Genomic DNA, 23,976 nt, shown 5'->3' with positions numbered 1-23,976 from the left:
GGCGACGGACTGACGGGCCGCGGACTGACCAGCCACGAGCCGACCTGCGACGGACTGACCGGCCGCGGACCGACCGGCGACGGACTGACGGGCCACAACCCGACCGGCGACGGACCGCGGACTGACCAGCCACGAGCCGACCTGCGACGGACTGACCGGCGACGGACTGACGGGCCACAACCCGACCGGCGTCGGACTGACGGGCCGCGGACTGACCAGCCACGAGCCGACCGGTCGCGGACTGGCTGCCGTCGGTCCAACCGGTGTGCCCAGGGCTAGGTTGAGGTGATGCAGACGTATGGCGCGGACATCCTCGGGATCGCGGATGAACTGACCGACGCATACGTCGAGGTGTTCACGGCCCCGCCATGGGACCACCGGGATCCAGAGCAGACCCGGATCGCGTTCCGGAAGCGCCTGAACAGCGATGCGCTCCGGGACGGGTTCCGCGCCTGGATCGAGCGGTCGGACGATGGGCGGATCGCCGGGTTCGTGAGCGGCTGGACGACGCCGGCGCCGTTCCGCCGGGATCGCGCGTACGGGAGCGTGCTCGACCGGCTGGGGCCGGAGCAGGTCAGGGAACTGCTGATCGGTGCGTTCGAGATCGACGAGCTCGGCGTGGCCGAGCGCGCCCGGGGGACCGGCCTCGGCCGGCGGCTCCTGTCGCTGGCCACCGCGGAACACCCGCGCGCGTGGCTGCTGACCTGGAACCAGGCCCACGCCACCATCGCCTTCTACCGCCGCATCGGCTGGAAGGAACCCGAAACCCGCGGCCCCGAACACGACATCATCGTCTTCCTAGCCCCCAATCACCCAGGCACCGCCTAACCCCTCAACCACTCCGCCCGAACCACCCCTCAACCACTCCGCCCGAACCACCCCTCAACCACTCCGCGTGAACACCACCACCCACCTGAGCGCCACGTCCCACCGCGTCCCCATTTCAGGGGATAACCCCCGACCTGGATGGTTGCCCCCTGCGATTCTGAGTGGGCAACCCTCCACCTCAGGGGTTATCCGCACGAGTGGTGCCCCGTCTCCTCGGATACCACCAGAGATTCCAGCACCCGAATGGATATCCGTGTTCGCCGTCCGGGTGCCGTCCGGGTGCCGTCCGGCGGGCGGGGGCGCGGACACCATGTCGGGGCCTGGAACACCTCATGGCATGTCCCAAGTCCCGACACCCTGTCCCAGCCCCTGCTCCTGTCCGGGGGCGGAGGTGGAGGTGGGGTGGGGCGGCGGTGGAGCGGGGAGCGGGGAGCGGGGAGCGGGGTGGGCGGGGTGGCGAAGCGTTAGAGGGTGAAGAGGGTGGTGGCGTTTTGCCACATGATGGCTTCGTGCTCGGTGGGGGTGAGGTTGGCGGCTTCGAAGGCGCCGATGGCTACTGAGGGGTCGATCAGGGTGGCGTCGGTGCCGAACATCAGGCGGGACGGGCCGAGTTGGTCGAGGATCCAGCGGATGCGGTTGGCGTCGGGGGCCGACCAGCAGGGTTCGAACCAGATGCGGTCCGAGCGGGACGCGGCCTCGGGGACGAGTGGCCAGCCCGGCGCGCCCATGTGGCCGGCGATCACCCGGGCGTCCGGGACGCGGTCCGCGACGTCGGCCAGGTCGACGACGTTGCCGGCCCAGGTGTGGACGAGTGTCGGCAGTCCGTACTCGGTGGTGAGCTCGATCGCGGCCTGCATCGCGGGTGAGTCGATCGGCGTCCGGCTGTATTCGGTGTGGATCTTTGCGCCGACCCACCGCGTCCGGCCGTCCCCGGCCAGGAGTTCGCGCAGGTCTGCCTTCGCCTCGTCGAGCCGGCGCGGGTCGACCACGATCATCCCGCGCAGTCGTGGGTCGGCGGGCAGTTGTGCCGCGAGCGACCGGTTGCCGACGGGAGCGTCGTACACGATGGCCTCGATCGCGGAGACGAGTTGGATGTCGATGCCGAAGCGGTCCATCAGTTCGATGTTGACATCGACCGGCCCGACGTCCATCGAGAAGAACCAGGGCCCCCAGTGGGCATGTACGTCGATCAGCACGATGGCTCCAAAAGACGGTTCGGGCACCAGTGGGCGTGTACGTCGATCAGCATGTCGGCTCCAGGAGGGTGGTCAGGTTCTGACTGCCGGTCTGGGCGATCTCGGCGGGGGTGAGCTTGGACGTGAGCAGCCGGCGTACGACGGAGTGGGTCTCCTGGAACGGCGTTCGACAGCCGAGGACCAACCGGTCCGCGCCGACCTCGCCGGCGACGATCTCCAGCGAGTCCGGGCCAGTGAGCATCCGGGTCGAGGTGTGGAACCCGGGCTCCGAGCGGGCCAGGATCACGAAGTCGCCCAGGTAGTAGAAGTGCGTGTCCAGGAACACCACCCGCGCTCCGAGTCCACGCAGCGCCGGGCCCACCCGCCGTACGTCGCCCTCGGCGAAGATCGTCAGACCGGCCTCCACCAGCAGCTTCACGACGTGACCGAAGGAAGGGAACCCGGGCTCGACGCTCTGCGCGGTCGGCGCCAGCCGGATCGCCCGCGGTGGCGACGCCGCGGACAGTTGCCGCTCGAGCTCCCGCTCGGCACCGAGCGCATCACGCAGGTCCAGCACCGGGCACAGCGACCAGCCGTTGCTCTCGGCAACCTGCTGGGCCTCGTCGTTCCCGGACGATACGTCGAAGTGCACCGCCCGCAACGCGGACACGACCCCACCCGAGATGCCCGTGGCCTTGAACACCTCCTGCACGGTCTGGGCCCGGCCCCAGCGGCCGGTCGTGACGTCGTGCCCGACCAGTACGTCGCAGTCGAGCAGCGGGGGAGTGTCGGTCATGGGGCCTCCCGGCCTGGACTGAGGAGCGTAGGGAGCGTAGCGACTGGAGCGACGAGGGAAGGCCGGGAGTTAAAGCCTCATGACCCCCGCGCCGGAGGCGCGGCATTCAACACGGTCATCAGGCCTCCTGGGCCAGTGCGCTGTGGACCTTGCGGATCGCGGCGACGATGTCGTCGACGTCGGTCTCGGTGTAGTTCTCGTTCCAGGGCAGGACCAGCAGCCGGCTGTTGATCAGCTCCTCGGCGTTCGGACACAGACCGACCGGGTACGAGACGTCCTGCAGCGGGAAGCCGGACTGTCCGTAGGTGATCCGCTCGCGGACCGCGGGTGCGGCGTACAGCAGGCCGGTCAGATATCCGCCGTTCGCCGGTACACCCTCAGCGGTGAGCGCAGCAGCCCACTCATGCAGCTCGCCGGCCGCAGGCGAGACGATCAACGGGTACTGCCAGTAGACGTGGTCGCCGCCATCCGGGGGAGCCGTGATCCCGGCCAGGTCCGCGATTCCCGCCGACGCCCGGGCAGCCGCCGTACGCCGATCTGCCACGACGCCACGCAGTCGCGTCAGTTGCGCGCGGGTGACCGACGCGACCAGTTCGGTCATCCGATAGTTGAGGGCGAGGAACAGATACGTCCGCTCGTCGGTGTCGCGCGGCCAGCCCTTGTCCGCGAACAGCCGCATCCGGCGGGCCCGCGCCGGGTCGTCGGTGACCGCCAGCCCGCCGTCACCCGCGCTGATGTGCTTGGTCTGCTGCAGGCTGAAGCAGCCGATGTGCCCGATCCGACCGACGAATGTGTCGCCGACCGGCGCGAGGTAGGCCTGCGCGCAGTCCTCGATCAGCAGGATTCCGTGCTGATCGCAGAGCTCGCGCAACTCCCGCACCGGCGCCGGTTTGCCGAACAGATGGACGACGATCACGGCCTTGGTCCGCGGCGTGATGGCGGCCCCGACCGCGGCTGGGTCGAGGTTCCCCGTGATGGGGTCCACGTCGGCGAACACCGGTACGGCGTTCTGCATCATGATCGGGAACACCGTGCCCATGTCGCTGATCGGCGTGGTGATGATCTCGTCACCGGGCTCGGGGTCGACCGCGGCCACCGCCAGGTGCAGAGCCGCCGTACCCGAGCTGCACGCGACCGCGTACCCGGCGCCGAGCAGGTCGGCGAACTCCAGCTCGAGCGCCGCCCCTTCAGTGCCCCAGGTCGCGGACAGCATGCCGCTGCGGAGCACCCGCTCCACTGCCTTGACCTCGTCGTCGCCGAAGCGCCGCCCGCTGGCGTCCATCACCGACGGCAGCGGGGACGTGCGCACCGCAGTGCCGCCGTCCCGGGCGAGCACGGTCTTCTCCATCGCTGCGAACCTCCTGGAGTTGATGTTGCTCACGGCAACGGTAGGTGGACGAGATCGCGGTCGGCGAGTCCCCACACGCTATGCCGCTCGCCACGGACCGGCGTCAGCTGGGGCACGGTGTACCACCCGTCGCCGAGTTTTGTTCACCAGCAGCTTCGCCTCGGTGAGCCCCGGCCCGAGCTGGTACGGGTTCCCGCCGAAGTTCGTCTCACAGTAGACCCCGGTGCGGTCAGTGTGGAGAGCTTGTTCGTGCCGCGGACGACGGTCCTGGTCCGGAGGTCGTATGTGAACCAGCCGCCGACCTGGACCGGCGACACGCCGGACGTGATGGTCCAGATCCGGTCGCCGACCTGCTCGGCGACGCTGCTCGACGTCACCGCGGAGGCGGGTCCCAGGGTGGTGACGGTTGTTTCGGTCAAGTCCGGAATTGCAGCCTAGGCCGGTGCCGAAACGCTCACCAGGCCTGCGCATATGACGACGAGACTGCACAATCCCCGTGTGGATCGCTTGTCCACAAGGCCTCCCGGGACGCGGCGCACCCAATTACGGTCATGGCTGAAATTAGCCGGACGTGCGTTAGTGCGTCAACAGGCGGGGAAAGATCAGAGATGAACGCGGTAGACGACCAGCGGGCGGCCGCTGCCGTTGCCTAGCTGGGTGCCGGTGGCGTCGGCGAGCCCGGCGCGCTCCAGCCGGTTGAGGACCCGGCGGGCGGTGCGGGGCTGGATGCCGAGGTAGTCGGCGACGGTCCGGGTCGTCAGACCGTCTCCCGGCGTGGCGTGCACGAGCTCCTGCAGTCGCTCGAGCGTCGCCTTGGACAGCCCGGCGCGCTGGGCGAGAAGTTGCAGCTTCGAGCGCTGCTGCGCCCGCGGTGCCGCGCCGCCGACCAGGACGAGGTCGATGTCGTTGCGCAGCGAGACCACGGCCGCGGTCCGGCCGGCTGTCTTCGCCCGGCCGAGCGCCCGCCGGGCGAGCGCCTCCGTCTCGGTCCCGGAGCCGCCGATACCGAATCCGATCCGCACCGGCCCGAACTGCTCCTTGAGCCTGGTCAGCATGCCGAGCTCGGTGAACGCAGCCGTCGCCTGCTCGAGCGGTCCGCGTGTGGTCACGACCAGATACCGCTTGTCGTCGTACCGGATGACGCTGCCGCCGAGCGAGCCGGCCTCGCGCCTGAGCGCACTCTCGCCGTCGGCGGCTATCTCGACCAGACCCAGCGCGATCTGCGCATCGTCACTGCGCAAAGCGCCATGGACGAGCAGCAGACTGTTCACGGCCGCCCGCACCGAGTGGACCGACGGCGCCAGCCGGAGGGTGGTCTGCTCGGTCCGGAGCTTCTCGTACGCCGATCGCAGGCAGGTGATCGCGACAGTGGCGCCGGCCTTGCGGTGGAACGCGATCACGTCGTCGGAGCTCAGCCCCGGGCGATACGGCAGCACGCGGATCCCGCGGGTCGGCAACCCGACCTCGTCGAACGTCTCGCGGACCTGGGCCTCGTCGAGCACATCGATGCTCATCGAGGTGACGTCGCGGCCCTCCCGGAGCAGCTGGACCAACGCCCGCATCAGCGTGGCGCCGGTGTACTCGACGTAGGCCGCCGGGCGGTCGAGCAGGCCGTGCGCGGCCGCGAGTTGATAGGGGACCACGCCGGTGAACAGCCACGCGTCGACGCTGGGCGGCGCCGCGGCCATGACCTTCGGGGTGTCGGTCTCGCGCCGGTACCGCAGCGGGACGACCTCCACCCCGCGCAGCGCCCCGACGATCCGGCTGCTGGAGGTGACCAGATCAGACGGCCCGACCACCCCGATCGTCGTCACCATGTAGCCCCCTCTTTCATTCGGCTCAGTTTCACCAGATCGCCGCACCGCCGCAAGAACCCGCGCCGTACGCCGGACCCGGAGGTTGGCCTGGTCCGCTACGTTTCGACCATGAGCAGGCTGATGCGATCGCACGAGTGGGTTGCCGCGGGTACGGCGCTGTGCCGGGGAGCGCTCGTGGAGCTGGACGGACCATCGCTACTGCCAGGGTGGACCCGCAAGCATGTCGCGGCTCATCTGTCGCTCAACGCGGAGGCGATCGGCAACCTCGTGCACTGGGCGAGGACCGGCGAGGAGCGCCGGATGTACACGTCGCCCGAGCAGCGCGGCGCGGACATCGAGGCGGCCGCGGTGCGGCCGGCCGACGAGTTGCTCGCCTGGTTCGAGGAGTCCGCGCAGGTGCTCGCGGACGCGATGGCCGAGCTGACCGACGAGCAGTGGCAGCGGCCGTTGCTCAATGCCCAGGGACGAGATATCCCTGCGTCCGATACCCCGTGGATGCGCAGCCGGGAGGTGATGATCCATGCGGTCGACCTCGGCACGGGCGTGACCTTCGCCGACCTGCCGGCCGACTTCCTCGAAGCCCTGTCCGCGGACATCAGCGCTAAGCGTGGCGACGTACCCGAGGTGACGGGACCGCTGCCGGAGGTGGCCGCGTATCTCGCCGGGCGGTCGTACGACGGTGTGCTTGGTGCGGACGGGAAACCGGCCGAGCCGCTGCCGCCCTGGCTCTAGTGCACGACGCGGTAGTGCAGGTGGGTCACGATCATCGGGCAGCTCCGTTCTCTCAGAGGGACTCGACGCCAGGACTGCCTGTTCTCGCGAGGCTTGAACGAATCGTGCGCTTTACACCTCGATATGGGCCCCGATGATGACGGTGCGGTCGCGGGGGAGGTTGAAGAACTCGGCCGCGTCGGCGGTGATGTGGGACGTGGCGATGAACAGGTGCTTGCGCCAGGGGGCCATCGTCTCGGCCTCGCCCGCGCGGAGCTCGATCTTGGACAGGAAGTAGGAGGCATTGTCCAGGTCGATGTGGCCCTCGGTCTCCTCGGGATCGAGTGTGGCCAGGGCGGCCGGTACGTCGGGCGTCTCCATGTAGCCGAACTTCGCGGTGACATAGGTGATCCCGTCGTCGCCGTACCCCAGATCGTCGACGAACGCCCGCTGGTCGTCCGCGACGCGAGGCACGGGCTCGGTCTCGATCGACAGGATCACCACGTGCGCGTGCCGCACCTGGTTGTGCTCGACGTTGGCCCGCAGCGCCAACGGTGCGGTCCGGTTGCCCCGGTTGAGGAAGATCGCTGTCCCCGGGACCTCCCGAGCCACCAGCTCCCCACTGCGCAACTGGTGGACGAACTCCCGCAGCGGGCCTTCGGATTCCTCGCGCTCGGCGGTGACGACCGCGCGGCCGCGTTGCCAGGTGGTCATGATCGTGAACGCGGTGAGCGCGATCAGTAGCGGCAGCCAGGCGCCGTGGGCCAGCTTGGTGAGGTTGGCGGCGACGAACAGCAGGTCGACCGCGAGCAGCGGGACGGCGCCGGCGAAGATCAGCCACTTCGGGATGTTCCACCGGTAGTGGGCGACGTAGAAGAACAACAGGGTCATGATCGTGATCGTCCCGGTGACGGCCATGCCGAACGCGTACGCCAGCGCGGCCGAACTGCGGAACGCGAAGATCAGCGTCAGCACCGAGACCAGCAGCAGCCAGTTGATCCACGGAACGTAGATCTGGCCGATCGTGGTCGCCGACGTGTGCTGGATCCGGAGCCGCGGCAGGTAGCCGAGCTGCGCGGCCTGCGAGGCGACCGAGTAGGCACCGGTGATCACCGCCTGGGAAGCGATCACCGTGGCCGCGGTCGCGAGCAGGACGAGTGGCAGCCGTCCCCAGTCGGGCACGAGCAGGAAGAACGGGCTGCTGATATTGGCCTGGTCCTTGAGAATCAGCGCACCTTGGCCCATGTAGCTCAGCGTGCAGGCCGGGAGGACGAGGAGCAGCCAGCCGCGGGTGATCGCCCGGCGGCCGAAGTGACCCATGTCGGCGTACAGCGCCTCGGCGCCGGTGACCGAGAGCACGATCGCGGCCAGGGCGAAGAACGCGATGTGGAAATGACCGGTCAGGAAGCCGATCGCGTACGTCGGTGACAGCGCCTTGAGGATGCCCGGGTGTTCGGCGATTCCGCTGATGCCGCAGGCGCCGATAACGACGAACCAGGTGATCATGACCGGCCCGAAGACCCGGCCGATCGTCTCGGTGCCCCGGCGCTGGATCAGGAACAGCACGATGATGATCACCGCGGTGATCGGTACGACGTAGTCGCCCAGGGACGGCTGGACGACCTTGAGGCCCTCGACCGCGGACAGCACCGAGATCGCCGGGGTGATCATGCTGTCGCCGAAGAACAGCGACGCGCCGAAGATTCCCACCGAGGCCAGCACGACCGCGGACCGGCGGCCCGCGCCGTAGCGGCGGACCTGCGTGATGAGGGCCATGATGCCGCCCTCGCCGTCGTTGTCGGCGCGCATCGCCAGCAGGATGTAGGTGACCGTCACGATGATCATCACCGACCAGAAGATCAACGACACCACGCCGAAGACGTTCGAGTCGCTGACCGGCACCGGGTGCGGGTCCTCCGGGCTGAACACGGTCTGCAACGTGTAGATCGGGCTGGTCCCGATGTCGCCGAACACGACCCCGAGCGCGCCGACCACGACCGCGAGCCTGACCGTGTCGCGGGCGCTCGGGCCATGACCGGCGTCCGTCTGCTGATGATCCGTCACGGGACCGGACGATACAGCGCCGGGGAGGCAGTCATGTCGAGACGCGGCGGCCGGTTCCGACGTACCCGGTGACTACGGAGGAGGTGCCGGGGATGACACCGGAGCGGGTACTGCGGACCTACATCACGCTGGTCGTGGTCTCGACCGGCGCGTCCTCGATGATCTGGGGGATCAACACCCTGTTCCTGCTCGACGCGGGACTGAGCATCGGGCAGGCGTTCGCCGCGAACGCGTTCTTCACCGCGGGGATGGTGTTGTTCGAGATCCCCACCGGTGTCGTAGCGGACACGATCGGACGGCGTACGTCGTACCTGCTCGGGACGGTGACCTTGATCGCGTCCACGTTGCTCTATTTGCTGTTGTGGCAGACGCGGGCGCCGTTCGCGGCCTGGGCGGTGGGGTCGGCCCTGCTCGGGCTCGGGTTCACGTTCTTCAGCGGTTCGACCGAGGCGTGGCTGGTGGACGGACTGCACGCGACCGGTTACCGCGGGTCGCTCGACGAGGCCTTCGCCAAGGGGCAGGTGGCCGGCGGGATCGCGATGATGGCCGGCTCGATCGGAGGCGGCCTGCTCGCCCAGGTGACGAACCTCGGCGTTCCGTACGTCGCTCGCGCGGTGCTGCTCGTGATCACCTTCGCCGTGGCGTGGCGGGCGATGCACGACATCGGCTTCACCCCCAAGCCGCGGGTCTCGGTGCGCGCCGAGATGGGCGGGATCCTGCGAGCCTCGCTACGGCACGGGCTGCTGAACCCGCCGGTCCGCTGGCTCATGCTCGCCGGCCCGTTCACTGCGGGAGCCAGCGTGTACGGCTTCTACGCCGCGCAGCCGTATCTCCTTCAGCTCTACGGCCACGCGGACTCCTATGCGATCGCGGGGCTGTCCGCCGGGATCGTCGCCGGTGCCCAGATCGCGGGTGGCGCGTCGGCGTCGTACATCGCCCGGATCTTCCGGGACCGGATCCTGACCCTCGTCGTGGCCATCGCCACCTCCGGCGCTGTGATCGCGCTGATCGGCCTGGTGACGTCGTTCTGGGCCGCTCTCGGGCTGCTGATGGTGTGGGGCACGATGTTCGCCGCCATGAGCCCGGTCCGGCAGGCGTATCTGAACAGCCACATCCCGTCGGCTCAGCGGGCGACCGTGCTGTTGTCGGACAACCTGCTCGGCTCCGCCGGCGGCGTGGTGATCCAGCCCGCCCTGGGCCGCGCCGCGGACGTCTGGGGCTACGGCCCGGCGTACCTGCTGACCGCCGTCATCCAGCTCTGCGCGCTGCCGTTCCTCGCGCTGGAGATCCGCCGTGGGCGCATGCACAGCGGACCGGCCGCTGACGGCAACCATGCCGTGTCACAGCTCGCGCTGCTATCTCGTCGTGTCTCCTGACGGATACCGAAGAAGGAGTCTTTGTGAGGAAAGTCATCAGGTCCCTGGGGACCGCGGTTGTGGCGGGATCGCTGGCGCTGGCGGGTGCGGCGACCGTGGGTGTCGCGCCGGCCAGTGCGGCGACCGAGTGCACGACGAACACCAGGAGTCTCAATCTGCCCGGCAAGCCTGACGTCAAGCTGACCGTCAAGCTGTGCGTGAGCGGATCCGGCACCTACCGGACAGCCATGGCCTACTTCAGCTGGTCGGGAAATCTCGGCTACATCGGCGGCACGCGCGTCAACATGCTCTGGGTCTCCATCCGCCTCGAGCGGAACGACGGCGAGCAGAGCTACAACAGCAGCTACTACACCGGCTCGGTGAACGCGCAGTATTCAGGCAGCGTGTCCCTCGGCACGACGAAGTCAGGCACGCTGCCCAGCGGCGGGTGGAGCGCCGACAGCACCGTTCAGTACGACATCACCGACGATGGGCTGAGCCCGACGACCTGGGAGCTGACCGGCTCCCCCTTGATCAGCAGATCAACGTCGGCCCGAACGGCGGCGGCGCCGGCCGCCGGTCGGAGACCCGCCCGGACAAATCCGTCGAGGCCACCAGCGGCGAACCACTAGCCTGGCATCCGTGACGGCTCGCTTGGTGATCATCAACGGTGGATCCAGCTCCGGGAAGACCGGGATCGTGCGGTGTCTTCAGGCAGTGCTGGACGAGCCGTGGCTGGCCTTCAGTGTGGACGACTTCGTCGATGCGATGCCGGCGGCGATGGAAGGTGCGGCGGACGGGATTGAGATCGGCCCGGACGGCGCGGTCTCGGTCGGGCCGGCGTTCCGGGAGCTGGAGGCGGCGTGGGTGACCGGGATGGTCGCGATCTGCCGGGCGGGGGGCCGGGTGATCATCGACGACGTCTTCCTGGGCGGCGCGGTCTCGCAGCAGCGGTGGCGCGACGCGATCGGTGACCTCGAGACGCTCTGGGTCGGCGTCCGGTGCGCGCCCGAGGTCGTGGCGGGTCGCGAGCTCGCCCGGGGCGACCGGGCCGTCGGCATGGCCGCGCAGCAGGCGCTGGTCGTCCACGAGGGCGTGAAGTACGACGTCGAGGTCGACAGCGCCCACGCCGAATCCATCGACTGCGCCCGTACGATCGCCGGCTACCTCAGGTAGTCCACCCGCGCGAGTGCGGTGCCGATGCGCCGGCGGTGATCGGCGGCGACCTCGTCGGCGTCGTCGCCCGCCAGGATTCGCCGTACCGACTCGAGGTGCACGGTGCGGTAGGCGGCGACCGTGAGGGCCGCGGTGAGCCGCGCGTCGGGGACCTCGGTGCGATCCATCGCGGCGGCGATCGCCTGTTCGAGGTGGTCGAGCAGCTCGCGGGCCCGGGACTGCAGAGCCCGTGACGACGCGACAACTTCCCAGAAGCGGGCGAACTGGCCGCGCATCGCGGCCAGCGGATGCCCCGCATCGGCCAGGTCGACCAGCAGGGTGGAGAGCGCCGCCACCGCGGAGGTGCCGGGCGTGCGGTCGGTGACCGCCGCAACGACCAGGAACTCCGCCTCCGGATAGCGGTCGAACAGCATGTCCTCCTTGCGCGGGAAATGCGCGAAGACGGTCGGCCGGGCCACGTCGGCGGCCTCGGCGACCTCCGACACCGAGACGTCGTCGAAGCCACGCTCCAGGAAGAGCGTGGTGGCGACCTCGGAGATCCGCGTCCGGAGCTCGGCCTTCTTCCGCTCCCGGCGGCCGTGCGGTGCGTGCTGGTCCACAGGCGTCAGGATAGGTGGAGTCATACCCGATAAAAAGATGTACTGAGTATGAGATTGGTTGCTACGCTGCTGACCATGCTTCCTGTTGGGGTGAACTACGACACCGGCCTGCGGTACGACGGCCGCAGCACGCGCACGCGATTCGACGCCGGAACGGTCCGGGACGAGCTGCGGCTGATCGCGAACGACCTGCACGTCCCGGCGGTCCGGGTGTCGGGCAACGACCCGGACCGGTTGGTGATCGCGGGGGAGGCGGCCTTGGAAGCCGGGCTCGACCTGTGGTTCTCGCCGGTCCCGATGGATCTGGAGCCGGACGACTTCATCGCGTTCCTGACCGACTGCGGCGCCCGGGCGGAGATACTGCGGCAGTCCGGCCGGGGCGACGTCGTACTGGTGCTGGGGTGCGAGCTGTCCGTGTTCTGCAAGGGTTTCGTGCCGGGCGAGACCTCGGGGGAGCGGCTGGCGACGATGGCCGACCCGGCCACCTGGACCGATCAGGAGAAGATGGCGCAGTTGTTCGCCGGGCTGGCGCGCTGGGGTGAGGTCCAGCAGCAGTTGGTCGCGGCGGCCCGCGGGGTGTTCGGCGGCCGGATCACCTACGCCGCGGGGATGTGGGAGGACGTGAATTGGGAGCTGTTCGACATCGTCAGTGTCGACGCCTACCGCGACGCTACCAACGCGGCGAACTTCCGGGACGAACTGCAGGCCCGGCTGAAGTGGGGCAAGCCGGTAGCGGTCACCGAGTTCGGCTGCTGTGCCTATCGGGGTGCGGCCGATCGCGGCGGTTCGGGCTGGATGATCGTCGACCGGAGTGCCGACCCGCCGGCGATCAACGGGACCTACGAGCGCGACGAGGAGGAACAAGTGGAGTACCTGTTGGAGCTCGTCGAGGAGTTCGACCGGATCGAGCTCGCGGCTGCGTTCTGGTTCAGCTTCGCCGGCTACGAACTGCAGCACCGTCCCGACGATCCACAGCACGACCTCGACCTGTCGTCGTACGGGCTGGTCGCGGTCGGCGACGACGGCCGGTGGACGCCGAAGCGGGTGTTCGGGAAGTTCGCCGAGCTGAACGACGGGCGGCGCTGAGATGGAGCAGGTCCGGCTTGGGGCGACAGGTCTGCGGGTGTCGCGGATCTGCCTGGGGATGATGAGCTTCGGCACCGGCGGGGCGCGGGAGTGGCATCTCGGTGAGGACGCCGCGGACCCGATCGTCCGGCGGGCCGTCGAGGGCGGCGTGACGTTCTTCGACACCGCCGACGCCTACTCCAAGGGGACCGGGGAAGAGCTGACCGGGCGGCTGCTGGGCAAGTTCTTCGGCCGGCGTGAGGACTACGTGCTGGCGACCAAGGTGTACTACCCGACCGGCCCGGGCCCGAACGATCGCGGCCTGTCCCGCAAGCACATCCTGGACGCGATCGACGCGTCGCTGCGCCGGCTCGGCACGGAGTACGTCGACCTCTACCAGATCCACCGGTGGGACGACGAGACGCCGATCGAGGAGACGATGGAAGCGCTCGCGGACGTCGTCCGCGCGGGCAAGGTCCGGTACCTCGGCGCGTCGAGCATGTTCGCCTGGCAGTTCGCGAAGGCGCAGCGGGTGGCTCCGATCCCGTTCGTCTCGATGCAGAACCACTACAACCTGGTCTACCGCGAGGAGGAGCGCGAGATGATCCCGCTCTGCATCGACCAGGGCGTCGGTGTCATCCCCTACAGCCCGCTGGCCCGCGGCCTGCTCGCCCGGACCGGAGGTACGGCGAGATCCGGCGCCGACCCGGTCGCCGACGACCTGTACGGCGAGAGCGACCTGGCGGTGGTGGAGGCCGTCCGAGCGGTCGCGGCCGAGCGCGAAGTAGCACCCGCACAGGTCGCGCTCGCCTGGCTGATGGGCGCTCCCGGCGTGACCGCGCCGATCGTCGGAGCCACGAAGCTCCAGCACGTCGAGGACGCGGTCGCCGCGGCGGACCTGCCCCTGACCTCCGACGAGCGAGCCCGCGTGGAGGCGCCGTACCGTCCGCATCCGGTCACGACGTAGCTCATTGGACCGGCAGGTACAGTCACTGGTGTGCTGACGGCGAAGGGTGTGGCGACGCGGGAGCGGATCGTGGCGGCGGCCGCGGCCGAGATCCGGGAGCGTGGGGTCTCCGCGGTGACTCTGGACGACGTCGGGCGGCGGAGCCGGACCGGCAAGAGCCAGCTGTTCCATTATTTCCCGGACGGCAGGGAGCAGTTGCTGCTGGCGGTGGCGGAGCGCGAGGCCGATCAGGTGCTGGAGGATCAGGAGCCGCACCTCGGGCAGCTGACCTCGTGGGACGCCTGGCACGAGTGGCGTGATGCCGTCGTCGAGAAGTACCGGCGCCAAGGGGTGAACTGCCCACTCGGCGTACTGATCACTGAGATCGGCCGGCACACCCCAGCGGCGCAGGCGGTCACCGCCAAGCTGCTCTCGCAGTGGCAGCGCCGGATCCAGGCCGGTATCGAGGACATGAAGGCCGCGGGCGAGATCCGGTCCGACGTGGATCCCGCCCGTGCCTCCGCGGCGCTGGTCGCCTCGATCCAGGGCGGCGTCGCCATCCTGATGTCGAGCGGCTCGGCCCAGCATCTCGAGTACGCCTTGGATCTGTGCCTGGACTACCTGCGCGCTAGTTCCAGTTGAGCACCGGCGGGCGGTAGCCGGCCGGCTTGTCGGCGACCTTCGCATCCGGGTTGACCAGCCAGCCCTGGTACGCCGGCGTGAACATCCGGTAGACCGACTCCGGCGGTACGGCGCTGGCCTCGTCGAGTGCGGTCCGGAGCTCGTCCGGCAGCTCGAAGTCGAGGGCCTTCATGCTGGCCTGCAGTTGCTCGGGGCTGCTCGCACCGACGATCGCGGAAGCGATCCCGGGCTGCGTCGCGACCCAGTTGATGGCGACCTGGGCCATCGTCACACCGAGCTTGTCCGCCACCGACTCCACTGTCTTCAAGAGGTCCCAGTGCCGCTCGGACCACGCCCGCACCGGCGCGCCATCGCCGGTGAGACGCCCGTCGCCGGCCACGCCTTGTGCGTCGTCCCGCCGGTACTTCCCGGTCAGGAACCCGCTGCCGAGCGGACTCCACGCCGTGATCCCGAGCCCGAGCTGCTGCCCGACCGGGACATGCTCGGTCTCGATCGTCCGCTCGACCAACGAATACGGCAGTTGCAGGTTGACCATCGGCGTCATCGCGTGCGCGTCCGCGAGGGTCTGCGCGCGAGCGGCGTACCAGGCCGGTACGTCGGACAGCCCGGCGTACCGGATCTTGCCGGCCCGGGTGAGGTCGTCGAGCGTGCGCAGGACCTCTTCGACCGGGGTGATCCGGTCCCACGTGTGCAGCAGGAAGAGGTCGAGGTAGTCGGTGCCGAGGCGGCGCAGGGACGCCTCGACCGCGCGGATCAGATGCTTGCGGCCGTTGCCGCCCGCGTTCGGGTCGCCGGGGTCGACACTGTTGGTCGCCTTGGTGGTGAGCACCATCCGCTCGCGGATCCCGGACTCCGCGATCAACTTGCCGAGGATCCGCTCGCTCTCGCCCGCGGTGTAGAAGTCGGCCGTGTCGAGAAAGTTGCCGCCGGCATCGACGTACGCGCGGAAGATCGCCCGTGCCTCGTCCTCGGTCTTCCCGTACGGCGCGTGGAAGCCGGCCGTCCCGAAGTTCATCGTGCCCAGAGCCAGCCTGCTGACACGGAGTCCCGACCGGCCGAGCAGGTAATAGTCATCAAGTGCCATGCTCACAGCGTGGCTCGGCGAAAGTGGACTGGCAAGTACAAACTTGTCCGGACGAAGAGGTCGCCCACGACAGCAGAGGCTACGTCTGGTTGGGTTGGACGGTGCGATTGTCTGAGCAGCAGCGGATGGTGCTGGAGCGGCTGGCGGAACTCGCCGTACCGAGGGACGATTTCCCGTCGGCGGCAGAGGCCGGGGCGGTGGAGTTCATCGAGCGGGTGCTGACGCTCGATCGGCCGGACTGGCGTGCGCGGGTGGAGCGGGCGCTGGAGGTGGCCGGGCCGGAGCCCGATCTCGAGGCGGTGCTCGCGGACGATGACGGTGCTTGGCTCGTGCGGCTGGTGCAGCAGGGGTACTACGCGGAGCCGGCGGCGTGGGCGATGGTCGGCTGGCAGACAGGCGACTTTCCGGCAGTTGAGACCGAGCTGACGATTACACCGCGGTCGGCGCTGGCGGATCGGTACGACTGTGTCGTGATCGGCTCGGGTGCGGGCGGGGGAGCGGCGGCGCAGGTGCTGGCCGAGTCCGGGCGATCCGTGCTGGTGGTGGAGACCGGGCGCTACCCGACCACGGCATCACTGACGCACGACCATCTGCGGAACCCTCGCTCGGTGGCTGGGCTGCCGGCCATGACCGACCCCGATCCGCACGGGCGACCACGGATCGCCGTGGTCGACGGCGTACCGAGTCAGGTGCTGCCGCCGGATGGTGGTTGGGGCAACAACGCCTTCACGGTCGGCGGTGGCACCCGGGTGTACGGCGCGCAGGCGTGGCGGTTCGTTCCGCGCGACTTCACGATGGCCACGACGTACGGCGTACCCGAGGGAAGCGCGCTGGCGGACTGGCCGATCACGTACGACGACCTCGAGCCGTACTACTCGTTGGCCGAGCAACGGTTCGGCGTGAGCGGCGGTGGAACGGATCCGTGGCACGAGCCACGGTCGATCCCGCTGCCGATGCCACCCCTGCCGAGGACCGGTCCGGCTGACCGCCTCGCCGCGGCCGCTGACCGGTTGGGTTGGGGGATTCTCGACGTACCGCTGCTGATCAACTCGGTCGACTACCAAGGGCGGGCCGGCTGCGTCCGGTGCGGGCAGTGCGTTGGCTTCGCCTGCCCGGTTGAGGCGAAGGCGGGCACTCACAACACCGCGCTGCCGGCCGCACTGGCGACTGGTCGCTGCACGCTGGTCACCGAGACGACAGCCGAGCGTCTGGTCACCGACCAGTCCGGCCGGGTCAACGGCGTCGCACTGGTCGCCGACGACGGGTACGGCGGGATCTGGCGACGGACTGTGGAATGTGCGGAGGTGGTGGTCGCGGCCGGTGCCTCCGAGACGCCTCGGCTGTTGCTGAACAGCGCCCACGAGCACGAGCCGAACGGCCTCGGCAACAACCAGGATCAGGTCGGCAGGCACCTCCAGGCCCACGTGTACGCCGGAGCGGCCGGACTGTTCGACGACGAGGTGATGGACCTGGTCGGGCCCGGGGCGTCGATCGCGACCTGCGACTTCCGGCATGGCAACGACGGGATCGTCGGTGGCGGGATGCTGGCCAACGAGTTCGTGCCGACGCCGGCCGCGACGTACGACTATCTGGCCGGTGCCGGGCTGATCCCGCGCGCCGGGGCTGCGGGGAAGGCGGCGATGCGGCGCGAGTCGCGGCGGATGCTGCGCGTGGTCGGGCCGATCCAGGAGGTGTCGTCGGCGGAGTCGCGGGTCCGGGTCGATCCCCGCGTCCTCGATCGCTTCGGGAACCCGGTGGTCGTGATCAGTGGGTCGATCCATCCGGAGGATGTGCGGGCGCACGGCTTCATGAGCGCGAAGGCCCGGCAGTGGCTGGAGGAGGCCGGCGCGGTGCGGACGGCCGTTGGTCAGGTCGGCACGCTGGGACGGGCGAGCAGCGGGCAGCACCAGGCCGGGACGTGCCGGATGGGCGACGATCCGGCCCGGTCGGTCACCGATCCGTACGGGCGGGTGTGGGGACACGACAACGTCTGGATCGCCGACGCATCGGTGCACGTGACGAACGGGGGAGTGAACCCGGTGCTGACCGTGCTGGCCGGCTCACTCCGGATCGCCCACCACCTCAGCAAAATCCCCTTACGACCGAAGAAGTGAGGGTCCTGACCCTCGGATCTTCGGACGCAAACGACGGGAGACGCGGCGACGGGAGACGCCGCGACGGGAGATGGCTGGGGTCAGCCGAGGATGCGGGAGATGCCGACGCCGCTGCGGGCGTCGCGGCCGTACTTGGCGACCTCGGCGGCCAGGTCCAGCCGCGCGACGCCGGCCTTCTGCCGGTCCTCGTCGGTGAGCAGGTCCGCCGGGATGATCCAGACGATCTCGAACTCGAGTCCGTTCGGGTCCTTGCCGTACAGCGACTTCGTCGTACCGTGGTCGGACGCGCCGACCAGGGCGCCGTGCTCGCTCAGCGTCGTGGCCAGATCCTCGAGGTCGCCGAGCGTGTCCACCTCCCAGGCGAGGTGGTAGAGGCCGACCGTCGATCGGCCGGCACCGGACGGCCCGGCCTCCGATCCGATCTGGAACAGCCCGAGATCGTGGTCGTTGGTCGACCCCGGCGCCCGGAGGAAGGCCGCGCCCTGCAGCGTGTCACCGCCCTCGGTGTAGCCGAAGCCGAGCACGTCCCGGTAGAACGCGACGCTCTCGGCCACGTCCCGGACGTACAGCACCGCGTGATTCAACCGGAAGATCGCCATGAGGGTATGGTAGTTGAGAACTCAACCGAATACTAGCGTCGGCGCGACGGCTTGCGCCGCCCGCCGGCGGGAGCCTGCTTGCCGGTCTTCTGCCCGCTCTTCTGCCCGCTCTTCTGCGCGCTCTTCTGGGCCGACTTCTTCGCCGCGGTCTTGGCCGGCTTCTCGGCCGGAGCCGGGCCGCGAGTGCTGTTGACCGTCCGGCCGCGGACGATGCCGATGAACTGCTCCACCAGCTCCGAGGTGTCGTCGTCGCGCCAGGACAGCGCGACCTCTGACTCCGGCGCGTCGGTGAGCGGCCGGTAGGTGAGGTCCTTGCGGTGGTGCAGCCGGGCCAGCGACTGCGGTACGACGAGCAACCCGGTGCCCATGGCAACCAACGCGACGGCGTCCGCGGTGCCGGCCGGACGTTCGCCGATGATTCGCCCCGGTGGGTGATCCCAGCCGAGGACGTCGTCCAGCGGGTACAGCATGAGTTCGTCCGAGAGATCCGCGGTGGTCACCTCGTCGGCCGCCGTGACCACGTGGTCGTTCGGGACCACGACCACCGTCTGCTCGACGTACAAGGGAATCGCGTGCAGTCCGTCGCGGTCGATCGGCAGCCGGAGCAGGACGGCGTCGGCCTCGCCGCCGCGGACCAGTGCGGGCGCGTCGGCGGCGGCGACCTGGATCAGCTCCAGCGGGACCCGGGGCAGCCGCTCCGTCCAGATCCGCACCCACTTGGCGGGTGTCACGCCGGGCACATAGCCCAGCCGGAAGGAGGATTGTCCGGTCACGGCAGTCAGGTTACCGGGCGTGATCAGGGCACGGACTACGCTGCTGCCATGACATCGCGCAAGACACCCCAGACGATGAAGCCCGCGACGGCGGCGAAGAAGCTGGACGTGTACCTCCCGGCCACCCCTGCCGAGTTCCAGGAGGGCGTCGTGTCGCGCGACGAGCTGAATGCGCTGCAGGCGGAGCCGCCCGAATGGCTGCGCGAGCTGCGGCGGACCGGACCGCACCCGCGCTCGGTGGTGGCGGCCAGGCTCGGAGTCTCGATCAGTGGCCTGGCTCGCGCCGGGATCACCGAGGCGCTGACCACGGACGACATCGAGGCCATCCGGGCCGAGAACCCGGACTGGCTGGAGCACGAACGTGCGACGCAGGCCGAGGTCCGCCGGCAAGAAGCCGAGCTGAAGAAGAAGGCGCGCTCCTGACCGACCTCCGGCGAGCAGGCGGCGACGAGGCGGTCCGGCAGTCGTCTCGTCGTACGCGGGTCAGCTGAGGCGCACGCGGAGGCGGCGGAAGCCGCGGCCCTTGCTCTCCATCTTGACCACGTCCATCCGGCCGATCATCGCCGTCGAGGCGACGTGCGTGCCGCCGTCGGCCTGGGTGTCCAGACCGTCGATATCGACGATGCGCACGACCTCGATGTCGGGTGGCAGCAGGTTCGTCGCGGTGCGGATGATGTCCGGGATCGCGAACGCCTCGTCCCGGGGCAGGTTGCTGACCGTGATCCGGCGATCGGTCCGGATCTCCGCGTTCACCGCCTCGGCGACGCGATCCTTGAAGTCCGGCGGCACCTCGGACAAGTCGAAGTCCATCCGGGCGGTGAGCGGCTCCATGTTCCCGCCCGTGACCAGCGCGCCATAGTCGCGGAACACCACGCCGGTCAGCACGTGCAAACCGGAGTGCGTCCGCATCAACGCCGTACGACGCTCGTCGTCCAGCGCCCCGCGGACGGCGGTCCCGACCGGCGGCACCGGGTCGCCCTCCTGCGGCACCAGGTAGAGATCGTCCCCCTTGACCGTCCCCACGATCCGGGTCCGCACCCCGCCCCACAACAGCACACCCTCATCCGGCGGCTGCCCGCCCCCACCTGGGTAGAAGGCGGACCGGTCGAGCACGATCCCACGCTCCGGATCGACCCCGATCACCGTCGCATCCCACTCCCGCACCGAAGCATCCTCGAGATCCAGCCGATGCGTATGCCCATGCAGCTCCATGAGCGCACTCTGCCACAGCCGGATCCACGTGAAGGGTTGACGTGACCTCCGGTCGGCGCGGTTCGGCAAGCGGTCTCCAATCGATGAGAATGGCCCCATGCCTTCCCGTCCGAACGTCGTCGTCTTCCTCACCGATCAGCAGCGCTGGGACACCACCGGCCTGCACGGCAATCCGCTCGATCTCACCCCGAATCTGGACCGCAACGGTCGGGCCGGGACACACTTCGCCAACTCGTTCACCTGCCAACCGCTGTGCACACCGGCCCGCGCGACGCTGCAGACCGGTCTCTATCCGACGACGGCCGGGCCATGGCGCAACGGGATCCCGCTGCCGGAGGACACGACGACGATCGCGCACCACTTCGGTGCCGCCGGCTACGAAACGGCGTACATCGGCAAGTGGCATCTCGGCGACCCGGCGTCGCGTGGACCGGTCGACCCGCGCTACCGCGGCGGCTACGACTACTGGCTCGCGGCCAACGCGCTCGAGCACACGTCGGACGCTTACGACACGATCGTGTACGACGGGACCGGGGCGCGGGTGAAGCTGCCCGGGTACCGGGTCGACGCGGTGACGGACGCCGCCATCCGGTACGTCGCCGTACCGCGGGAGGAACCGTTCTTCCTGTTCGTGTCGTTGCTCGAACCGCATCACCAGAACCGGCGGGACGACTATCCCGCGCCCGAGGGGTACGCCGAGCGCTACCGCGGGGCGTGGACGCCGCCTGACCTCGCGACCCTCGGTGGGACGGCGCACCGGCAGTTGCCCGGGTACCACGGGATGATCAAGCGGATCGACGAGGCGTACGGACGGTTGCTGGAGGCAATGACCAGTCTCGGGCTGCGCGACGACACGATCGTGCTGTTCACCTCCGATCACGGGAATCACTTCAAGACGCGCAATGACGAGTACAAGCGGTCGGTCCACGACGCGTCGATCCGCGTGCCGACAGTGGCGACCGGCGGTGTCTTCACCGGCGGCGGTCAGGTGAACCAGCTGATCAGCCACATCGATCTCGTGCCGACGCTTCTCGACGCGGCCGGCCTACCGGTGCCGGACGGGCTGCAGGGCAGGTCCGTGGTGCCGCTGCTGCACGATCGCACCGCCGAGTGGCCCGACGACATCTTCGTGCAGGTCAGTGAGTCGGAGACGGCTCGTGCCGTACGCACCCAGCGGTGGAAGTACGGCGTGACCGCGCCGGACGACGGTCCCGGCGCCGATCGGTACGACGAGGCGTATCTCTACGACCTGATGGCGGACCCGGACGAGCTCGACAACCTGATCGGCTACCAGTCGCACGCGCACGTCGCCGAGCGGCTTCGCGAGCGGCTCGCGCGGCGGATGACCGACGCGGGAGAGAGTGTCCCGGCCATCACGCCCAGCCCTGAGCGTCCGTCGGGACAACGGCTCATCCACCCGGCGGAGGCCTTCAGCTGACGAGTGCCGTGAAGGCGTCGAGAGCGCGGCGGATGTTGTCGACCGAGTTCGCGTAGGAGAAGCGCAGGTGGTTCTCGCCGTACTCACCGAAGGACGTGCCGGGAAGGACGGCGACTCCGGCTTCGTCGAGGAGGCGGTCGGCGAGGGTGGCGGCGGACTGGCCGAGCTCGCTGATGTTGGGGAAGGCGTAGAACGCGCCGCCGGGCTCGACGCAGGAGACGCCTGGTACGGCGTTCAGGCCGGAGACGATGACCTCGCGGCGTTCGCGGAAGGCTTCGAGCATCCGGTCGACGTCGTCCCACGGGCCTTCGAGGGCGGCAATGGCGGCGTACTGGCTGAAGGCCGACGTACACGAGACCGAGTTGATCAGCAGGCGGGTCACCGGCTCGACCAGAGGCTGCGGGAAGACGCCGAAGCCGAGCCGCCAGCCGGTCATCGCGAACGTCTTCGACCAGCCGTCGAGGAGGATGGTCCGCTCGGCCATCCCGTCGAGGTCGAGGACGCTGTGGTGATCGCCGTCGTAGCGCAGCGCCCAGTAGACCTCATCGCTGAGAACGACGAGGTCGTGCTCGATCGCGATCTCGGCGATCGCCCGCAGTTGCTCGGGGGTCGACGCGCTGCCGCACGGGTTGTGCGGGGAGTTGAGGATCAGCAGCTTGGTCCGGTCGGTGACGAGCGACCGCAGTTCGTCGGGATCGATGACGAACCCGTTCTCCTCGCGCAGCGGCACCGGCACCGGCTTCGCGCCGGCGAACGCGGCGATCGACGCGTACATCGGGAAGCCGGGGTCGGGGTAGAGGACCTCGTCGCCCTCCTCGCACAACGCCATGATCGTGAAGAACATGATGGGCTTGGCGCCCGGCGTGATCAGCACCCGATCCGGCGTGGTCGTCATCCGGCCGGTGCGCTCGAGGAACTCCGTGACGGCGGTCCGCAACTCCGGGATCCCGGGCGCCGGCACGTAGTGCGTGAAGCCCTTGTCCAGGGCCTGCTGCGCGGCGGCGATCACGTGCTCCGGAGTGTCGAAGTCCGGCTCCCCGATCTCGAGATGCACGACCTCCCGCCCACTCGCCTCCAGCGCCTTCGCCTTGGCCAGCACCTCGAACGCAGACTCGGTCCCGAGACGTTCCATCCGCCCAGCAAGCTTCACAGGCTCCACCCTAGTCTGAACGCATGACACGAGTAGCGGTGACCGGGAGCAGCGGCAAGCTCGGCCGGGCGGTGGTCGATCACCTCACGGACCACGGCTGGGACGTGGTCGCCCTCGACCAGGCCGCGCCGGCGCGGGCCGATGTGGCGTCGACGCGGCTCGACCTGACCGATTTCGGTCAGACCTACGAGGCGATCGCCGGGATCGACGACCGGCACGACGGGGTCGACGCAGTGGTGCACCTGGCCGCGATCCCGGCGCCCGGGCTGCGGCCGAACGCGGCGACGTTCCAGAACAACATGACTGCCACCTACAACGTGTTCTCGGCGGCGCTGCGGGCCGGCGTCCGGAACATCGTGTGGGCGTCCAGCGAGACCGTGCTCGGACTGCCGTTCGACGAGTTCCCGCCGTACGTGCCTGTGGACGAGGACTACCCGCCGCGGCCGAACAGCACGTACTCGCTGGTGAAGACGCTCGAGGAGGAGCTGGCCCGGCAGTTGTGCCGGTGGCATCCGGACCTCAAGCTGATCGGCCTGCGGTTCTCGAACGTGATGTATCCCGAGGACTACGTCCGCTTCCCGTCCTTCAACGCCGACGCGCACGCGCGCAAGTGGAACCTCTGGGGCTACATCGACGCCCGCGACGGCGCCCAGGCGGTCCGCAAGGCGCTCGAGTACGGCCTTACCGGGACAGACGTGTTCATCGTGGCCAACGCGGACACGGTGATGTCCCGGCCGAACGAGCAGTTGCTCGCCGAGGTGTTCCCCGGCGTACCGGTGAAGCGGCCGTTCGGGCCGAACGAGACGCTCCTGTCCATCGACAAGGCACGCCGGCTCCTCGGCTACGAGCCCGAGCACTCCTGGCGGGACTGACCCCGGATCCGCAGGCGCACCGCATGTGCAGATCGACAGGACGTATACGTCCACTAAGGAGCCGACGGTCGGTCGGGTCAGCCTCTTTCCGCCGGTCCGACGCGGACACTTCCTAATGGGTGTTATCGGGTCGGTTGGTGACAGACTCGGTGGCTGGTAGCCGCTGGTGGGTGAGCACTGATACCTCCTGGACTGTTTGAGTCCTGTCGACA

The 23,976-nt window shown here is 69.3% G+C and carries 24 protein-coding genes; 13 read left to right on the top strand and 11 right to left on the bottom strand.

The features are described 5' to 3' along the window. Positions 1-288: 288 nt before the first annotated feature. Positions 289-828: a GNAT family N-acetyltransferase gene (locus ACXC9Q_RS36140; RefSeq protein WP_457061140.1), complete on the top strand. Its 540-nt coding sequence runs from the start codon at positions 289-291 to the stop codon at positions 826-828. 464 nt (positions 829-1,292) lie between these two features. Here the strand turns inward: ACXC9Q_RS36140 and ACXC9Q_RS36135 are convergent, their stop codons facing one another. From ACXC9Q_RS36135 to ACXC9Q_RS36125, 3 genes are all read right to left on the bottom strand, one after another. Next, complete coding sequence (locus ACXC9Q_RS36135; RefSeq protein ID WP_457061139.1) at positions 1,293-2,024, bottom strand: amidohydrolase family protein; 732 nt, start codon at positions 2,022-2,024, stop codon at positions 1,293-1,295. Between the two features lie 46 nt (positions 2,025-2,070). After that, a complete protein-coding gene (locus ACXC9Q_RS36130; RefSeq protein ID WP_457061138.1) occupies positions 2,071-2,799 on the bottom strand; it encodes a hypothetical protein in 729 nt (242 codons plus the stop codon). A gap of 118 nt (positions 2,800-2,917) precedes the next feature. Next, positions 2,918-4,147 (bottom strand): DegT/DnrJ/EryC1/StrS family aminotransferase, encoded by a 1,230-nt coding sequence (locus ACXC9Q_RS36125; protein ID WP_457061137.1) that lies wholly within the window; start codon positions 4,145-4,147, stop codon positions 2,918-2,920. A gap of 234 nt (positions 4,148-4,381) precedes the next feature. Between ACXC9Q_RS36125 and ACXC9Q_RS36120 the strand changes: the two genes are divergently transcribed. Beyond that, the gene (locus ACXC9Q_RS36120; RefSeq protein WP_457061136.1) at positions 4,382-4,585 is read left to right on the top strand and encodes a hypothetical protein; all 204 of its coding nucleotides are present in this window, start codon (positions 4,382-4,384) and stop codon (positions 4,583-4,585) included. Between the two features lie 164 nt (positions 4,586-4,749). Here the strand turns inward: ACXC9Q_RS36120 and ACXC9Q_RS36115 are convergent, their stop codons facing one another. Continuing rightward, complete coding sequence (locus tag ACXC9Q_RS36115) at positions 4,750-5,964, bottom strand: hypothetical protein (protein WP_457061135.1); 1,215 nt, start codon at positions 5,962-5,964, stop codon at positions 4,750-4,752. Positions 5,965-6,072: 108 nt separating this feature from the next. Here ACXC9Q_RS36115 and ACXC9Q_RS36110 point away from each other — a divergent pair, with 108 nt between their 5' ends. Continuing rightward, on the top strand, positions 6,073-6,696 hold the full coding sequence (locus tag ACXC9Q_RS36110; protein ID WP_457061134.1) for a maleylpyruvate isomerase family mycothiol-dependent enzyme: 624 nt from the start codon (positions 6,073-6,075) through the stop codon (positions 6,694-6,696). A gap of 111 nt (positions 6,697-6,807) precedes the next feature. Here ACXC9Q_RS36110 and ACXC9Q_RS36105 read toward each other — a convergent pair whose 3' ends face one another. After that, complete coding sequence (locus ACXC9Q_RS36105) at positions 6,808-8,739, bottom strand: potassium transporter Kup (protein ID WP_457061133.1); 1,932 nt, start codon at positions 8,737-8,739, stop codon at positions 6,808-6,810. Between the two features lie 92 nt (positions 8,740-8,831). On the opposite strand from ACXC9Q_RS36105, the gene ACXC9Q_RS36100 reads away from it, so the two are divergent. The 3 genes from ACXC9Q_RS36100 to cpt are packed head-to-tail and all read left to right on the top strand — an operon-like array spanning position 8,832 to position 11,270. Beyond that, complete coding sequence (locus ACXC9Q_RS36100) at positions 8,832-10,115, top strand: MFS transporter (RefSeq protein ID WP_457061132.1); 1,284 nt, start codon at positions 8,832-8,834, stop codon at positions 10,113-10,115. A gap of 23 nt (positions 10,116-10,138) precedes the next feature. Next, positions 10,139-10,726, top strand: a complete 588-nt coding sequence (locus ACXC9Q_RS36095) for a hypothetical protein (RefSeq protein WP_457061131.1) — start codon at positions 10,139-10,141, stop codon at positions 10,724-10,726. A 10-nt stretch (positions 10,727-10,736) separates the two neighbouring features. Next, a complete protein-coding gene (gene cpt / locus ACXC9Q_RS36090) occupies positions 10,737-11,270 on the top strand; it encodes a chloramphenicol phosphotransferase CPT (RefSeq protein WP_457061130.1) in 534 nt (177 codons plus the stop codon). On the opposite strand, the gene ACXC9Q_RS36085 is transcribed toward cpt, so the two are convergent. After that, entirely contained in the window at positions 11,258-11,869 is a 612-nt protein-coding gene (locus ACXC9Q_RS36085) for a TetR/AcrR family transcriptional regulator (protein ID WP_457061129.1), read from the bottom strand. The two genes, cpt and ACXC9Q_RS36085, sit on opposite strands and share 13 nt — an antisense overlap. 75 nt (positions 11,870-11,944) lie before the next feature. Between ACXC9Q_RS36085 and ACXC9Q_RS36080 the strand changes: the two genes are divergently transcribed. Genes ACXC9Q_RS36080 through ACXC9Q_RS36070 form a run of 3 tightly spaced genes read left to right on the top strand, consistent with a single transcriptional unit; the run spans position 11,945 to position 14,522 of the window. After that, on the top strand, positions 11,945-12,955 hold the full coding sequence (locus ACXC9Q_RS36080; RefSeq protein ID WP_457061128.1) for a hypothetical protein: 1,011 nt from the start codon (positions 11,945-11,947) through the stop codon (positions 12,953-12,955). Position 12,956: 1 nt separating this feature from the next. Then, positions 12,957-13,901 (top strand): aldo/keto reductase, encoded by a 945-nt coding sequence (locus tag ACXC9Q_RS36075; protein ID WP_457061127.1) that lies wholly within the window; start codon positions 12,957-12,959, stop codon positions 13,899-13,901. Positions 13,902-13,931: 30 nt separating this feature from the next. Further along, positions 13,932-14,522 carry a TetR/AcrR family transcriptional regulator gene (locus ACXC9Q_RS36070; RefSeq protein ID WP_457061126.1) on the top strand — a complete coding sequence of 197 codons (591 nt, stop codon included), beginning with the start codon at positions 13,932-13,934 and terminating at the stop codon, positions 14,520-14,522. Here ACXC9Q_RS36070 and ACXC9Q_RS36065 read toward each other — a convergent pair. Then, positions 14,509-15,606 (bottom strand): aldo/keto reductase, encoded by a 1,098-nt coding sequence (locus tag ACXC9Q_RS36065; protein WP_457061125.1) that lies wholly within the window; start codon positions 15,604-15,606, stop codon positions 14,509-14,511. The genes ACXC9Q_RS36070 and ACXC9Q_RS36065 overlap by 14 nt on opposite strands. A gap of 101 nt (positions 15,607-15,707) precedes the next feature. On the opposite strand from ACXC9Q_RS36065, the gene ACXC9Q_RS36060 reads away from it, so the two are divergent. Beyond that, positions 15,708-17,720, top strand: coding sequence for a GMC oxidoreductase (locus ACXC9Q_RS36060; protein ID WP_457061124.1), 2,013 nt, complete (start codon positions 15,708-15,710; stop codon positions 17,718-17,720). Positions 17,721-17,800: 80 nt separating this feature from the next. On the opposite strand, the gene ACXC9Q_RS36055 is transcribed toward ACXC9Q_RS36060, so the two are convergent. Further along, positions 17,801-18,319 carry a VOC family protein gene (locus tag ACXC9Q_RS36055; RefSeq protein ID WP_457061123.1) on the bottom strand — a complete coding sequence of 173 codons (519 nt, stop codon included), beginning with the start codon at positions 18,317-18,319 and terminating at the stop codon, positions 17,801-17,803. A gap of 32 nt (positions 18,320-18,351) precedes the next feature. After that, the gene (locus ACXC9Q_RS36050; protein WP_457061122.1) at positions 18,352-19,092 is read right to left on the bottom strand and encodes a LysR substrate-binding domain-containing protein; all 741 of its coding nucleotides are present in this window, start codon (positions 19,090-19,092) and stop codon (positions 18,352-18,354) included. 48 nt (positions 19,093-19,140) lie between these two features. On the opposite strand from ACXC9Q_RS36050, the gene ACXC9Q_RS36045 reads away from it, so the two are divergent. Beyond that, a complete protein-coding gene (locus ACXC9Q_RS36045) occupies positions 19,141-19,515 on the top strand; it encodes a DUF5997 family protein (protein ID WP_457061121.1) in 375 nt (124 codons plus the stop codon). Between the two features lie 60 nt (positions 19,516-19,575). Here the strand turns inward: ACXC9Q_RS36045 and ACXC9Q_RS36040 are convergent, their stop codons facing one another. After that, positions 19,576-20,304 carry an alanyl-tRNA editing protein gene (locus ACXC9Q_RS36040; protein ID WP_457061120.1) on the bottom strand — a complete coding sequence of 243 codons (729 nt, stop codon included), beginning with the start codon at positions 20,302-20,304 and terminating at the stop codon, positions 19,576-19,578. A gap of 97 nt (positions 20,305-20,401) precedes the next feature. On the opposite strand from ACXC9Q_RS36040, the gene ACXC9Q_RS36035 reads away from it, so the two are divergent. Next, entirely contained in the window at positions 20,402-21,742 is a 1,341-nt protein-coding gene (locus ACXC9Q_RS36035; RefSeq protein ID WP_457061119.1) for a sulfatase-like hydrolase/transferase, read from the top strand. Here ACXC9Q_RS36035 and ACXC9Q_RS36030 read toward each other — a convergent pair. Beyond that, positions 21,735-22,892, bottom strand: coding sequence for a pyridoxal phosphate-dependent aminotransferase (locus tag ACXC9Q_RS36030; RefSeq protein WP_457061118.1), 1,158 nt, complete (start codon positions 22,890-22,892; stop codon positions 21,735-21,737). The genes ACXC9Q_RS36035 and ACXC9Q_RS36030 overlap by 8 nt on opposite strands. 23 nt (positions 22,893-22,915) lie before the next feature. Here ACXC9Q_RS36030 and ACXC9Q_RS36025 point away from each other — a divergent pair, with 23 nt between their 5' ends. After that, on the top strand, positions 22,916-23,764 hold the full coding sequence (locus ACXC9Q_RS36025) for an NAD-dependent epimerase/dehydratase family protein (protein ID WP_457061117.1): 849 nt from the start codon (positions 22,916-22,918) through the stop codon (positions 23,762-23,764). Positions 23,765-23,976: the final 212 nt, after the last annotated feature.

Source organism: Kribbella sp. CWNU-51 (assembly GCF_054073265.1).
The sequence above is the reverse complement of the archived record's forward strand: the minus strand, read 5'-3'. Positions and strand labels throughout refer to the sequence as shown.

Excerpts from the sequence above, each read along its gene's own strand:
- ACXC9Q_RS36140 (WP_457061140.1), top strand. The coding sequence starts at position 289 with ATGCAGACGTATGGCGCGGACATCCTCGGGATCGCGGATGAACTGACC.
- ACXC9Q_RS36130 (WP_457061138.1), bottom strand. The coding sequence starts at position 2,799 with ATGACCGACACTCCCCCGCTGCTCGACTGCGACGTACTGGTCGGGCAC.
- ACXC9Q_RS36125 (WP_457061137.1), bottom strand. The coding sequence starts at position 4,147 with ATGGAGAAGACCGTGCTCGCCCGGGACGGCGGCACTGCGGTGCGCACG.
- ACXC9Q_RS36115 (WP_457061135.1), bottom strand. The coding sequence starts at position 5,964 with ATGGTGACGACGATCGGGGTGGTCGGGCCGTCTGATCTGGTCACCTCC.
- ACXC9Q_RS36110 (WP_457061134.1), top strand. The coding sequence starts at position 6,073 with ATGAGCAGGCTGATGCGATCGCACGAGTGGGTTGCCGCGGGTACGGCG.
- ACXC9Q_RS36100 (WP_457061132.1), top strand. The coding sequence starts at position 8,832 with ATGACACCGGAGCGGGTACTGCGGACCTACATCACGCTGGTCGTGGTC.
- ACXC9Q_RS36080 (WP_457061128.1), top strand. The coding sequence starts at position 11,945 with ATGCTTCCTGTTGGGGTGAACTACGACACCGGCCTGCGGTACGACGGC.
- ACXC9Q_RS36075 (WP_457061127.1), top strand. The coding sequence starts at position 12,957 with ATGGAGCAGGTCCGGCTTGGGGCGACAGGTCTGCGGGTGTCGCGGATC.
- ACXC9Q_RS36065 (WP_457061125.1), bottom strand. The coding sequence starts at position 15,606 with ATGGCACTTGATGACTATTACCTGCTCGGCCGGTCGGGACTCCGTGTC.
- ACXC9Q_RS36055 (WP_457061123.1), bottom strand. The coding sequence starts at position 18,319 with ATGGCGATCTTCCGGTTGAATCACGCGGTGCTGTACGTCCGGGACGTG.
- ACXC9Q_RS36045 (WP_457061121.1), top strand. The coding sequence starts at position 19,141 with ATGACATCGCGCAAGACACCCCAGACGATGAAGCCCGCGACGGCGGCG.
- ACXC9Q_RS36040 (WP_457061120.1), bottom strand. The coding sequence starts at position 20,304 with ATGGAGCTGCATGGGCATACGCATCGGCTGGATCTCGAGGATGCTTCG.
- ACXC9Q_RS36035 (WP_457061119.1), top strand. The coding sequence starts at position 20,402 with ATGCCTTCCCGTCCGAACGTCGTCGTCTTCCTCACCGATCAGCAGCGC.
- ACXC9Q_RS36025 (WP_457061117.1), top strand. The coding sequence starts at position 22,916 with ATGACACGAGTAGCGGTGACCGGGAGCAGCGGCAAGCTCGGCCGGGCG.